At 65.7% G+C, this 12,600-nt stretch carries 11 protein-coding genes; 6 read left to right on the forward strand and 5 right to left on the reverse strand.

From position 1 onward, the window contains the following. Nucleotides 1-14 precede the first annotated feature (14 nt). Nucleotides 15-863 carry a universal stress protein gene (locus tag B0I08_RS01425; protein ID WP_106209091.1) on the reverse strand — a complete coding sequence of 283 codons (849 nt, stop codon included), beginning with the start codon at nt 861-863 and terminating at the stop codon, nt 15-17. A gap of 241 nt (nt 864-1,104) precedes the next feature. Between B0I08_RS01425 and B0I08_RS01430 the strand changes: the two genes are divergently transcribed. The 4 genes from B0I08_RS01430 (at nt 1,105) to B0I08_RS01445 (ending at nt 5,346) form a co-directional block, all read left to right on the forward strand. Then, on the forward strand, nt 1,105-2,820 hold the full coding sequence (locus B0I08_RS01430) for a sensor histidine kinase (RefSeq protein WP_106209092.1): 1,716 nt from the start codon (nt 1,105-1,107) through the stop codon (nt 2,818-2,820). Further along, nucleotides 2,817-3,467, forward strand: coding sequence for a response regulator (locus B0I08_RS01435; RefSeq protein ID WP_106209093.1), 651 nt, complete (start codon nt 2,817-2,819; stop codon nt 3,465-3,467). The genes B0I08_RS01430 and B0I08_RS01435 overlap by 4 nt, the downstream gene beginning before the upstream one ends. Nucleotides 3,468-3,543: 76 nt before the next feature. Continuing rightward, complete coding sequence (locus tag B0I08_RS01440) at nt 3,544-4,086, forward strand: universal stress protein (RefSeq protein WP_106209095.1); 543 nt, start codon at nt 3,544-3,546, stop codon at nt 4,084-4,086. A 210-nt stretch (nt 4,087-4,296) separates the two neighbouring features. Next, nucleotides 4,297-5,346, forward strand: coding sequence for an LLM class flavin-dependent oxidoreductase (locus B0I08_RS01445; RefSeq protein ID WP_106209961.1), 1,050 nt, complete (start codon nt 4,297-4,299; stop codon nt 5,344-5,346). A 127-nt stretch (nt 5,347-5,473) separates the two neighbouring features. Here the strand turns inward: B0I08_RS01445 and B0I08_RS01450 are convergent, their stop codons facing one another. The 3 genes from B0I08_RS01450 to B0I08_RS01460 form a co-directional block, all read right to left on the reverse strand. Then, complete coding sequence (locus B0I08_RS01450; protein WP_106209096.1) at nt 5,474-5,677, reverse strand: cold-shock protein; 204 nt, start codon at nt 5,675-5,677, stop codon at nt 5,474-5,476. A 150-nt stretch (nt 5,678-5,827) separates the two neighbouring features. Next, the gene (locus B0I08_RS01455; protein WP_106209097.1) at nt 5,828-6,073 is read right to left on the reverse strand and encodes a putative acetyltransferase; all 246 of its coding nucleotides are present in this window, start codon (nt 6,071-6,073) and stop codon (nt 5,828-5,830) included. Between the two features lie 46 nt (nt 6,074-6,119). Continuing rightward, nucleotides 6,120-7,613, reverse strand: coding sequence for an SDR family NAD(P)-dependent oxidoreductase (locus tag B0I08_RS01460; protein WP_245884440.1), 1,494 nt, complete (start codon nt 7,611-7,613; stop codon nt 6,120-6,122). Nucleotides 7,614-7,707: 94 nt separating this feature from the next. Between B0I08_RS01460 and B0I08_RS01465 the strand changes: the two genes are divergently transcribed. After that, entirely contained in the window at nt 7,708-8,628 is a 921-nt protein-coding gene (locus B0I08_RS01465; protein ID WP_106209100.1) for a nucleoside hydrolase, read from the forward strand. Between the two features lie 67 nt (nt 8,629-8,695). Then, on the forward strand, nt 8,696-11,275 hold the full coding sequence (locus B0I08_RS01470) for a DEAD/DEAH box helicase (protein ID WP_106209102.1): 2,580 nt from the start codon (nt 8,696-8,698) through the stop codon (nt 11,273-11,275). A gap of 73 nt (nt 11,276-11,348) precedes the next feature. Here the strand turns inward: B0I08_RS01470 and B0I08_RS01475 are convergent, their stop codons facing one another. After that, nucleotides 11,349-12,596, reverse strand: coding sequence for a D-arabinono-1,4-lactone oxidase (locus tag B0I08_RS01475; RefSeq protein WP_106209103.1), 1,248 nt, complete (start codon nt 12,594-12,596; stop codon nt 11,349-11,351). Nucleotides 12,597-12,600: the final 4 nt, after the last annotated feature.

Raw genomic sequence — 12,600 nt, forward strand, 5'->3', positions numbered from 1 at the left:
CGCGTCGGCGTGAACTATGCCGCGTCGGCGTGAACTACGACCGTGGGGCCGGCGAGATTGAGGAGAACATCGTGGGCGACCGACCCGAGCAAGCCCTGGCCGTCGCTGACCGGGCCGGAATTGCCGAGCACGACCAGGGCGGCCGATGCCGAGGCATCGACGAGGGCTTCCGCCGGAGGCAGCCGAATCAACCGCACATGCACCTCGACGTCGGGAAAGTCATCGCGAACCCGGTCGGCCTGCGCGTCGAGAAGCTGACGCACGTACTCTTCATGCCGGCGGTCCTGGTCGGGGTGCGCGTCGGTCTGGCCGATGTCTGGCAGACGCCACGCGGAGAGGAGTCGGAGCGCTTCACCGGTGCGGAGAGCCTCCATTGCGCCGAAGTGCACGGCAGCGTGGCTGGCGTCCGAATCATCCACCCCAACAACAATGCCCGTGCGCTTGCGACCGGAAGAATTCGGGATAACCGCGACCGGGGTGCGGGAACCGGCAGCGAGCACAATGCTGCGCGAACCGAAGATTCGTCCCCTGATAAAACCGGTCTTGTGAGTGCCCACAACGACCATGTCGACCTCGCGGGAGACCCGGATCAGCTCACGCATGGCGTTGCCGTGCATCAGCCGGGTGTGGACGGTGGGACCAGGAACGCGACCGCGTGCGTACTCCGCTTCAAGCGCGAGCACTCGCTCGCCTTCCGCAGCACGCTCGTCGTCCGAGAGTCCTCCCATGGATGCCAGATCCGCGCCTACAACGTAGACAACCAGCACCTCGGCCTGGGTAGCGATCGCCTGGCGCATCGCCCAGCGCAGGGCGACCCTGCCGGGACTCGATCCATCGACGCCGACCGCAATTGTTCTAGCCATCGTTGCCTCTTTCGCTGTTCGCTGCGCTCCACGTGCGACCTCGACAATTCCCGATCGCCATCAATCGTGTGGTGCTTCCACCATCCCGTTTTGCCGCTCTTTTACGTCAGAGGCTTAAGGCCCGCAGGCGGGTCCGGGGGGCGAAGCGGCAAACATCCGTCCCGCACACCGGCTAAACTCGCGCTGCGGGTGGTCAGTGCAGCGCAGTTGCGTCGTCACATGATTTCCAGCGGGAGGTGACATGGATCAGGATGGCTCTCTGAGTTTTCCCGATTTCCCCCGGGCCGAGCTCGATCGTTCCCTGAGCGAGTTGGTCGCCCTTGCCGGGGACGTGCTCTCCACCCAGGGCCGCCTGCGCGCGCTCCTGAAGGCCAACCAGGCCATCGTGCAGCAGCTTGACCTCCCGACGGTACTCCGGCGGATCGTCGATGTCGCCGTCGAGCTGGTAGGCGCCCAGTACGGCGCGCTCGGCGTGATTTCGCCCCACGGCGGGCTCGAGCAGTTCATCACCGTCGGCATGAGCCCCGAGCAGATTGCGCGCATGGCGCATCCCCCCGTCGGTCACGGGCTCCTCGGTGCCCTGCTTGACGTTCCTGAGCCCATCCGGCTCGCACACATGACTTCTGACCCGCGATCGTCGGGTTTTCCGGAGGGCCACCCTCCCATGGACAGCTTCCTCGGTGTTCCCGTGCGGGTGCGCGACGAGGTCTTCGGCAATCTGTACCTCACGAATCGCTCGACCGGTAGTTTCACCGCGGATGACGAGGAGCTGGTCACCGCCCTGGCCGCCACCGCCGGATTTGCGATCGACAATGCCCGGCTCTACGCCGAAACCAAGCGCCGACAGGACTGGTCGGCCGCCTCCGCAGAGATCACGGCCTCATTGCTGTCCGTCGACCAGGAGGACGCGATCACGCTCCTCGCGTCGAAGGTACTCGAGTTGTCTGACGGCGACTACGTGCGGGTGGCCCTCCCCAGCGATGACCCGACCCAGCTCGTGATCAGCACAGCGCGTGGCCTTGATGAAGACGACGTCGAGGGCCGGCTCGTGCCGCTCGCCGACACGATCTGGGGCAGCGTCATCGACGGGAGGCAACCGCGGCTGGTCGAAGAAGAAGAAATGCGCGGAACGGTCACCGCAACGGCACGCCCGATCGGCCCGACGATGGCGGTGCCGATGATCGGGTCCGGCCGCACGCTCGGCGTCCTCGTTGTCTCCCGGCTCGCCGGGCGCCCGCGCTTCACCCCGGCCGACCTCGAACTCGCCGCGGACTTCGCCGGTCAGGCGAGCCTCGCGATGGAGCTTGCCAGCGCGAAATCCGACCAGCAGCGAATGGTGTTGCTCGAAGACCGGGGTCGGATTGCCCGCGACCTCCACGACCACGTCATCCAGCAGCTCTTCGGCACTGGACTGGAGCTGCAGAGCGTCGTCGGTGCGCTGCCGCCCGGACCGACCGCAGACCGGGTAGACCGCGCAGTCGCCGGTCTGGACTCCGCAATTGCGCAGATCCGCACCGCGATCTTCGCCCTGTCGAGCAGTGAGACCGACCGCGCAGACACGGTACGGCACCGCGTGATCGACGTGGTCAACGAGGTTGCCGCCGGCCTTCCCCGCACGCCGCACGTCGCGTTCTCCGGGCCGGTCGACCTTGCGGTCACGGGCAGGTTGGCGGATGACGCGGTCGCGGTCATCCGAGAATCCCTGACCAACGTGGTGAAGCACGCTTCGGCACACCAGACCTCGGTGAGCCTCGCGGTCGTGCACGGCGTAGTGGTCATCGAGGTTGTCGACGATGGGGTTGGCGCGACCATGGGACCGCGACGCAGCGGGTTGGCGAACCTCGAGACGCGCGCACGCTCCTACGGCGGAGAGTTTGTATTCGAATCCGAACCGGGCAATACCCGGTCGCGGTGGAGCGCCCCCTATCAGGAAACAGTGGAAGAGACGAAACGATGAGCGAACTGATCCGGGTTTTTCTCGTGGACGATCACGAGGTCGTGCGCCGCGGAGTCGGCGACCTTCTCGACGCCGAGCCTGACATCGAGGTTGTGGGCGAGGCGGGAACCGCCGCACAGGCTCGTTCGCGCATTCCCGTCACGCACCCAGATGTGGTGTTGCTCGATGTGCGCCTTCCCGATGGCAGCGGTATCGACGTGTGCCGCGAGCTGCGTGCGACAAACCCCGAAACACACTTCCTGATCCTCACCGCCTACGACGATGACCAGGCGATGTACGCGGCCGTCATCGCCGGGGCATCCGGATATGTGCTCAAGGACGTTCGGGGAAGCGGCCTGATCGACAGCGTCCGCCAGGTGGCCGCCGGCCGGTCGCTGCTTGACCCGTCGCTGAGCAGGAAAGCCGTCGAGCGCATGCGCGACACCACCCACCAGGACCCGCGACTTGCCGTGCTCAGCGTGCGCGAACGTGAGGTACTCGCCCTGATCGCGGACGGGATGAGCAATCGGCAGATTGGCGAGAACCTGTCGCTGGCCGAGAAGACCGTCAAAAACTACGTATCCAGCCTGCTCAGCAAACTCGGACTGCAACGACGCACCCAGGCGGTCGCCCTTCAGCTGGACGCGCGTACACCGAACAGCTACTAGCTCGGCCCGCGAGCTGGCGGCCCGCGAGGGGCTTTCGGCCCTTCTCCGCTTGGGCAGTCGGGCGCATACTTTCGGTATGTCGGGCAACGGGGACCACACAGGCAGCAACGATCGCCCCAATCGGGGCGACCGGTTTCGGCATGCCCCGACCGGCATTCCGCCGCACGCGGAACCCGCCATTGGCGGTGCGGTGTCCGATCCGCTGCGCGTTCGCCGCATCGTCGTCGGAGTGGACGGCTCGGACTCCTCCCTCGAGGCGATGCGGCATGCGCAGTTCATCGCCACCCACTTCACCTGCAGCGTGGAGGTAATCGGGGCTTGGCAGATCGCTTCGTCGGTGAACCCCTACGTTCCCTCTCCGCAGTGGTCACCCGAGTCCGACGCGCGTGACGTGATAGCGGAGGCGATCACGCAGGTATTCGGCGCGCACCTGCCGATGTGGCTTCAGTGGAGCGTGAGGCAGGGCCCGGCTGCCCGAGTGCTGATCGATGCCAGCAAGGACGCGGATCTTCTCATCGTCGGCAGCAGGGGACACGGGGGAGTGGTTGGACTCCTGCTCGGTTCTGTCAGCGCGTCCTGCGCGGAGTCGGCGCACTGTCCCGTGCTCATCATGCACTGAGCTCATCACGCAGTGAACTAATCAGGCACTGAACTGATCAGGCACTGAACTGATCAGGCACTGAACTGAACAAGCTCTGAGCTCATCACGCGCTGACCGCCCTAGGATGCTACCCACGAGCTTCGTCGGGGTTAGGGAATGTCGGTGGGGGACATCCGGTTAGCATGATTGATACATACGCATGGAAAATCTGACAGAGGGATGAGCGACATGACGCAGGGCAACAGCAGGCAGATTCTCGAGATGGGTCTCGATACCTTCGGGGATGTCACACATGACACGAGCGGAACCGCGCTGCCGTATCCGCAGGTGATCCGTAACGTCATCGCCGAAGCTGTGGTGGCCGATCAGGCCGGCATCGATTTCTTCGGCGTGGGCGAGCACCACCGCGAGGACTTCGCCGTCTCCGCGCCGGAGATCGTGCTGGCGGCCATCGCCGGGCAGACGTCGCGGATTCGCCTCGGCTCGGCCGTCACCGTGTTGAGCTCGGACGACCCGATCCGCGTCTTCCAGCGCTTCGCCACCCTCGATGCCGCCTCGAACGGTCGAGCAGAGGTCATTCTGGGCCGTGGCTCGTTCACGGAGTCCTTTCCCCTCTTCGGGTTCGACCTGACCCAGTACGAGGAACTGTTCGAGGAGAAGCTCGACCTGTTTACGGCGGTGCGCACCGAGAAGCCCGTGACGTGGGAGGGCAAGACCCGGCCGGCGCTGAATAACCAGAACGTCTTCCCCAGGACGGAGTCCGGCCAACTCACGACGTGGATCGGTGTGGGCGGCAGCCCCCAGTCGGTTGTGCGCGCAGCGACGTATGGCCTTCCAATGATGCTCGCGATTATCGGCGGCGCCCCGGAGCGTTTCGCCCCGTATGTTGACCTGTACCACCGCGCGCTGGCACAGCTGGAGATGCCAACCCTCCCGATCGGGGTTCATTCACCCGGTTACATCGCTGACACCGACGAGCAGGCGCGGGAAGAGCTGTGGCCGCCGTTCAAAGCCAATCGCGACCTCATCGGAGCGCAGCGCGGTTGGGCGCCGATGACCCGCGCCGAGTTCGACAACGAGGCGGACCATGGCTCGCTCTATGTCGGGTCTCCCGAGACGGTGGCCCGCAAGATCGCTGCTACCGCAAAAACGCTCGGGTTGTCGCGGTTCGACCTGAAGTACAGCGCGGGCCCGCTGGACCACAGCAAGATGGTGCACGCCATCGAGCTGTACGGAACCCGGGTGATGCCCATGGTGCGCGATATCCTCGCGTCGTGATGTCGGGCCCGGCCTGCTCCTGATACGACAAAACCCCCGCCCTTCCGAAGAAGAGCGGGGGTTTTGCTTAGGCGGCTAATGCTGCCCGGTGTAGAAAACTGCCGTTCTGAAGCTGTATTTCTAAAGCTTAGAGGGGGCGAATGTTCTCAGCCTGGGGTCCCTTGGGGCCCTGGGCGATGTCGAATTCGACCTTCTGGTTCTCGTCGAGGGACTTGTATCCGCTCGAGGCGATCGCCGAGTAGTGTGCGAACACGTCGGGGCTGCCGTCTTCGGGGGAAATGAATCCAAAACCCTTTTCAGCGTTAAACCACTTGACTGTTCCGGTTGCCATGTTGACTCCTTCTAAATTGCATTCGGTCGGTCCCGAATACCGGAGCCTCTCGATCAGCGCGTAAATTCACCCGCTGACTCATCAAAAGCCTAGCCCACAGATCGGGCGACGCAAAACCCAAATTTGGGTAAACGGGAAAATCCCCGAAATTTAGTTGAATGTGGTAGGGAAACGAGGCCTGCGGGGCTCTGGCGGCTCCGGCACGGGCTTGGCCGCGACAACCTCGGCGAGGAGAACCACCCGGTCGCCGCGGCGCGTCTCAATCGTGCAAGTGGTCTGCGTCCTGGCGCGCAGGTAGCCGAGCGCGTCAGTGGCGCCGCCCTCGATCCGGTAGCGCACCACGAGTCGCGACCCGAGTTCGGCGCCCGTGATGATCGCTACGGCAGCCGCGCCCATCAGGTGTCTTCCGCCAGGCAGAGGGCTTCCATCAGACAGATGTCATTCACCAGGCAGAGGGCTTGTAGTCCTTCAGGAAAACTCCCGAGAGGTCCACGCCCGCCTCTCCCTGCACAATGGGGTCGTACACCCGTGCGGCACCGTCGACCAGGTCGAGCGGCGCATGAAAGCCCTCCTCGGCCAGGCGCACCTTTGTCGGGTGCGGACGCTCGTCGGTGATCCAGCCGGTGTCTACGCTGGTCATCAGGATGCCATCAGACTCCAGCATCTCGCCGGCGCTCGTGCGGGTGAGCATGTTCAGCGCGGCTTTCGCCATATTCGTGTGCGGATGCCCCGGGCCCTTGTAGCGGCGGGAGAACACTCCCTCCATCGCGGAGACGTTCACGATGTACTTGCGGTGGGCGGTCGAGGCCGCCATTGCCGGGCGCAACCGGCTGATCAGCAGGAATGGGGCGGTGGTGTTGGCCAGCTGCACCTCGAGCATCTCGAGCGGATCCACCTCCTGCACGTGCTGTGTCCAGCTATTCACATCGTGGTGGTCGGGAACCAGCCCGCCCGCGTCGATTGCGGTGCCGGCGGCGAGACGTTCGAGCGACGATGATCCGGCGGCCAGAGCCGCTGCGGTGAGTGACGCGGCGCTGTCGGCCGCCGTGCCGGTCGCCGCGAGAGACAGGATCGGGTGGGCCGCCACCGATGCGGCCAACGCCATCGGGTGGGCGTCGTTGGTGTGCCCGAATGTCAGCAGCTCGGGAAGCGGGCCATCGGGCAATGGAGCGAGTTCCGCGTCAGCCAGCGGGGCGTACGCGCCGGGGGAGCGCCGCACGGTCTGCGCAGCGTTATTGATGAGGATGTCGAGCGGACCAGAGGCCGCGACGGCGTCGGCGAGGCCGAGAACCTGCGCAGGGTCGCGCAGGTCGATTCCCACAACGCGCAGGCGATGCAGCCACTCGGCCGAATCGGGCAGCGACGCGAACCGCCGCACCGCGTCGCGGGGGAACCGCGTGGTGATGGTGGTGTGTGCGCCATCACGCAGCAGGCGCAGCGCGATGTACATGCCGATCTTCGCCCGGCCCCCGGTGAGCAGTGCGCGCTTGCCGGCGAGATCCGTCCTGGCATCCCGTTTGCTGTGGCTCAGGGCCGCACACTCCGGGCAGAGCTGGTGGTAGAACGCGTCGACGCGGGTGTAGTGAACTTTGCAGATGTAGCACGCCCGCGACTTGAGGAGGGTGCCTGCGGTCGACGCCTCTGTCGTGGTGGCCAGCGGGATCCCGCGGGTCTCGTCGTCGATTCGGTCGGCGGCGCCGGTGGCGGTCGCCGCGATCACGGTCAGGTCGGCCTGGGCAATGACGGCACGTTTTTCCAGCCTGCGGTTCTTCTTCACCGACTTGAACATTCGTGCGGTCGCGCGCCGGACGGCGATGAAGTCAGGGTGTTCCTCGTCGAGTTCGTTCATCTCATCGAGTACCCGCAGGGCGGTCGCCAGGGCGTCCGGGTCGATCCCGGATGGCTCGGCTGCAGTGTTGGAATCCCCGTAAGTCACAACAGATTGTAGACGATGCCGAGATGCCCGGCCCGGCGCGAGGGTGCGGGCAGTGGTGCGCGCAGAGGTGCGGGCACTGTGGCACAGTGTGGCCATGGTAAAGATTCTGCTCGATTGCGATCCCGGACTCGATGACGCGTTAGCGATCCTGCTCGCCCACGGTGACCCGAACATCGAGCTGGTCGCGGTCACCTGTGTGGGTGGCAATGTCGCGCTGGCCAACACCACTCGCAACGCTCTGCAGCTGGGCGAATACCTCGGGTTCGAGAACATCCCCATCGCCGCCGGGGCAGGAGAGCCGTTGGTGCGCGCGGCAGAGCACGCTTCTCACGTGCACGGCACGGAGGGTATGGGCTCGGTGAGCCTGCCGGATCCGTCTACTGCCGCCGCCGACATCCACGCCGTCGATCTCATCATCGAAACCCTCCGCAGTCAGCCGGGCACCGTGCACCTCGTGGCGACCGGTCCGTTGACGAACATCGCTCTGGCCCTTCAGAAAGAGCCGGCGATTGTGGAATGGGCCGCGTCGTTTGTGATCATGGGCGGCTCCTTTACCCGGGGCAACACCACCCCGGCCGCCGAGTTCAACATCTACGCCGACCCCGAGGCCGCCGCTGTCACGTTCGCCGCGGGATGGGATGTGGTGATGGTCGGACTCGACCTGACCCTCCAGGCGATTGCGACCCCGGAGGTCGTTGACCGGATGCGCCTGCTCGGACGCCTCGGCGACGAACTGGTTGTGCCGCTGTCGACATTCTGGAACGACGACAAAAACCCGGAATGGAACGGCCAGGCCGTGCACGATGTGGTCGCGGTCGCCTACGTCACCCACCCGGAATTCTTCAGCTCGCGTCCGGCCCACGTCGAGGTGGAGACCGCGGGCGAATTCACCTCGGGAATGACGGTGGTGGATTTTCGCGCCGACAGCCACAACGCGACCGTGCCGACTCGGCTCGACGTGGACGCGTTCTGGGAGTACGTCTTCGAGTCGTACGCGCGCATCCAGCTTCCCTGAGCGGCGGATCAGCCGCGCACGCCCGCGTGGAATCGCTAAACAGGTCCATCCGTGGCACGGTTGAGCCATGTCCCTCGCTCCGCTGCTCGACCCGTCTGCGACCCCGGCTCCCCAGGACCCGGATGTCGTGTATTCGCGCTTCGTGGAGTGGGTAGAAGGGCGCGGCCTCACCCTGTATCCCGCGCAGGACGAGGCGATCATCGAGATCGTGTCGGGCGCGAACCTGATCCTGAGCACGCCGACCGGCACTGGCAAGTCGCTTGTGGCGGTGGCCGCGCACTATGCCGCGTTGCTGGAGGGTAAGCGCAGCTACTACACCGCGCCGATCAAAGCTCTGGTGTCGGAAAAGTTCTTCTCTCTCGTCGAGATTTTCGGCGCGGACAACGTCGGAATGGTCACGGGCGACTCCTCGGTGAACCCGGATGCCCCCATCATCTGCTGCACCGCCGAGATCCTGGCCAACATCGCGTTGCGGCAGGGCGCCGACGCCGACGTCGACCAGGTCGTGATGGACGAGTTCCACTTCTACGCCGACCCCGACCGCGGCTGGGCCTGGCAGGTGCCGCTGCTCACCCTCTCGCGGGTGCAGTTCATCGTGATGTCCGCCACCCTGGGAGACGTGTCCTGGTTAGTGAAGGACCTCAGCGCTCGCACGGGGCGCGAGACGGCAACGGTCACCGGCGTAGAGCGGCCGGTACCGCTGCACTACTCCTACGCGACCACCCCCGTGCACGAGACCGTCGAAGACCTGCTGGCGACCCAGCAGGCGCCGATCTACGTCGTGCATTTTTCCCAGGCCGCGGCCCTCGAGCGGGCCCAGGCACTCACCAGCGTGAAGGTCGCCACCCGCGAGCAGCGGGACGAAATCGCCGAACTCATCGGTGACTTCCGGTTTACCACCGTCTTCGGCAAGACTCTGTCACGGCTCATCCGCTCGGGGATTGGTGTGCACCATGCCGGAATGCTGCCGAAGTACCGGCGCCTCGTCGAGCAGCTCGCCCAGAGCGGGTTGCTGCGGGTGATTTGCGGCACGGACACGCTGGGGGTGGGCATCAACGTGCCCATCCGCACGGTGCTGCTCACCGCGCTGACCAAGTACGACGGCACGCGGATGCGTCAGCTCAACGCGCGCGAGTTCCACCAGATCGCCGGACGCGCCGGACGCGCCGGCTTCGACACCGCGGGCACCGTGGTGGTGCAGGCTCCCGAGCATGAGACGGAAAACGCTCGGCTCGTCGCCAAGGCCGGCGACGATCCGAAGAAGCTCAAGAAGGTCGTGCGCAAAAAGGCACCCGAGGGATTCGTGTCCTGGGGGCAGCCGAGCTTCACCCGGCTCATCGTCGCAGAGCCGGAGCTGCTCACCTCGAGCATGCAGATGACCTCCGCGATGTTGATCAACGTGATCGGACGGGGTGGGGACGTCTTCGAAAACGTGCGGGCGCTCGTCTTCGACAACCACGAACCGCGTCACCGCCAGTTCGCCCTCGCTCGGAGGGCGCTGGGCATTTACCGCACGTTGCGCACGGCGGAGATCGTGACGCAGGTGAGCGTGCCCGACGTGGTGACGGCCGACTACGAATCGTTCGAGGAGCACATCGAGATTCGCCTGACGGTCGACCTGCAGCCCAACTTCGCCCTGAATCAGCCACTCTCGCCGTTTGCGCTTGCTGTGTTCGACCTGCTCGATCCCGACCCCACCAAGAGCGCGGGCACCGGCCACTATGCGCTCGACATGATCTCCGTTGTTGAGGCGACGCTGGATGATCCGCGGCCAGTGATCTCTCAGCAGCAGTTCCAGGCCAGAGGTGAGGCCGTGGCCGCGATGAAAGCGGAGGGGATCGAGTACGACCAGCGCATGGAGTTGCTCGAGCAGATCGTGCACCCCCAGCCGCTCAAAGAGCTGCTCGATGAGGCCTTCGGTACCTACAGCGCGACGCAGGCCTGGATCGCGGACTTCGAGCTTCGGCCGAAATCTGTCGTGCGCGACATGTACGAACGCGCCATGACCTTCGCCGACTACACCGGCTACTACAAGCTCGCCCGGTCAGAGGGTCTCGTGCTTCGCTATCTGTCCGACGCCTACCGTGCCGCCAGGCAGACGATTCCCGACGACGCAAAAACGGAGGAGTTGCTCGATCTGATCGAGTGGCTCGGCGAACTCGTGCGCCAGGTGGACTCCAGCCTCCTCGACGAGTGGGAAGCGCTCACCCACCCGGGCGAGACCGTCGAGAACGCGCCGCTGCTGCCGCCGGCGCCCCCGGGCGTCACCACCAACGCCCGGGCGTTCCGCGTTCTCGTGCGCAACGAGATGTTCCGTCGGGTGCAGCTTGCCGCGTTGGAAAAGTACGAGGAACTGGGCGAGCTGGACGCCGCCGCCGGGTTCGACGCAGACGCCTGGGCCGATGCGCTCGACGACTACTACGACCTGCACGACGACATCGGAACCAACGCAGACGCTCGCGGCTCCGCGATGCTGATGATCACCGAAACCCGGACCCAGTGGAACGTGCGGCAGATCTTTGCCGATCCCGCGGGGGATCACGACTGGGGCATCAGTGCCGTGGTCGATCTGGCGGAGTCGAACGAGCAGGGGATCGCGGTCGTGCGGGTCACCGCGATCGGCGCGCTCGAGCACTCGGCCAGCTAGCGTCGGGTCGAGGCGCGTCTGGGAAGTCGCGTCTGGGAAGTCGCGTCTGGGGCGCCGCGTCTGGGAAGTCGCGTCAGAGCCCGAGCGTGCGTTGCAGGTACTCGTTACCGAACAGCCGGTCAGGGTCGTGGCGCTTCACCAGCTCGCGGAAGTCGTCGAGGCGCGGGTACAGGGGCGCGATGGCCGCCGCAGACGCGGTGAAGACCTTGCCCCAGTGTGGCCGCCCACCGAGCTCAAGCAGCAGGGCCTCGATCTCCGGCAGTAGTGCATAGACCTCGGTGGGCAGCATTTTCCAGGTGAAGTGGATACCCACCGTGGCCCTCCCGAAGGCGCCGCTCAGCCAGAGCGAGTCCGCCGCCATCGTGCGCAGCTCGCTGATGAGCAGCAACGGCGCGATCCGGTCGCCGAGCGTCCGTAAGCCGGTGAGTGCGTCGACGACGTGCTCGCGAGGGACCAGAAACTCGCTCTGCAGCTCGTTGCCGTTGCTTGGGGTGTAGCCGAGTTTGAAGTGGGCGAGGCGATCGCTCCAGGGTCCGGGGATGCCGCCCTGCACCGTGGTGTTCGTCGCCGCCTGATCGGGCAGCGGGTGGAGGTCATGGTGCTGACGCGGTGCGCCGAACAGCGTGGACGGCGGGCCACCGGCATCCACCCTTGATTTCAACCACGCGTTTCCGGCGGTGTCGCCGAGCCAATTGGTGAACACACTCACGCTGTACGCGCTGGAGGTGACGGCGGAGAAGTTCTCGAGCAGGGTGTCCCAGGGAAGATCGGTGAAGACGTCTTGCCGTACGTCGAACGTCGGCTCGATGTCGAGGGTGATTCTGGTGACGATGCCGAGGGCGCCGAGGGCAACCACCGCGCCCTCGAAGTCGTCGTCGCCGCGTTCGAGGCGTACCTCGGTGCCGGTGCCGTCAACGAACTCGAGCGCACGGACCGCCGTCGCCAGGGTGCCGTTGCTGTCGCCCGAGCCGTGGGTGGATGTGGCCACCGCGCCGGCCACAGAGATGTGCGGCAGCGACGCCAGGTTGTGCAGGGCCCAGCCCGCGGCATGGAGCGATTGCGCGAGCTCGCCGTATCTCACCCCTGCCGCAACGGACACGGTGCGTGTTTCGCGATCGATGGTGATGGCGGGATCGAAGTTTTCGAGGGAGACGAGCTCACCTGCGCTGTCGGCGATGTCGGTGAAGGAGTGCCGGGAGCCGAGCGCGCGCAGGGGGGTTCCCCGGGCGACCAGCTCGGCCAGCTGACCGACGGTGCCGGGCCGCACCACGGACTTTGCGCGATAGGCGTAGTTGCCCGCCCAGTTGCTGCCGGCGCTCATCGGA

The organism is Glaciihabitans tibetensis (assembly GCF_003003265.1).
GTDB classification, from domain to species: domain Bacteria; phylum Actinomycetota; class Actinomycetes; order Actinomycetales; family Microbacteriaceae; genus Glaciihabitans; species Glaciihabitans tibetensis.

Bases quoted from the DNA above. Each gene is read 5' to 3' on its own strand.
- B0I08_RS01425 (WP_106209091.1), bottom strand. From the start codon at position 863: ATGGCTAGAACAATTGCGGTCGGCGTCGATGGATCGAGTCCCGGCAGG.
- B0I08_RS01430 (WP_106209092.1), top strand. From the start codon at position 1,105: ATGGATCAGGATGGCTCTCTGAGTTTTCCCGATTTCCCCCGGGCCGAG.
- B0I08_RS01435 (WP_106209093.1), top strand. From the start codon at position 2,817: ATGAGCGAACTGATCCGGGTTTTTCTCGTGGACGATCACGAGGTCGTG.
- B0I08_RS01440 (WP_106209095.1), top strand. From the start codon at position 3,544: ATGTCGGGCAACGGGGACCACACAGGCAGCAACGATCGCCCCAATCGG.
- B0I08_RS01445 (WP_106209961.1), top strand. From the start codon at position 4,297: ATGACGCAGGGCAACAGCAGGCAGATTCTCGAGATGGGTCTCGATACC.
- B0I08_RS01450 (WP_106209096.1), bottom strand. From the start codon at position 5,677: ATGGCAACCGGAACAGTCAAGTGGTTTAACGCTGAAAAGGGTTTTGGA.
- B0I08_RS01455 (WP_106209097.1), bottom strand. From the start codon at position 6,073: ATGGGCGCGGCTGCCGTAGCGATCATCACGGGCGCCGAACTCGGGTCG.
- B0I08_RS01465 (WP_106209100.1), top strand. From the start codon at position 7,708: ATGGTAAAGATTCTGCTCGATTGCGATCCCGGACTCGATGACGCGTTA.
- B0I08_RS01470 (WP_106209102.1), top strand. From the start codon at position 8,696: ATGTCCCTCGCTCCGCTGCTCGACCCGTCTGCGACCCCGGCTCCCCAG.
- B0I08_RS01475 (WP_106209103.1), bottom strand. From the start codon at position 12,596: ATGAGCGCCGGCAGCAACTGGGCGGGCAACTACGCCTATCGCGCAAAG.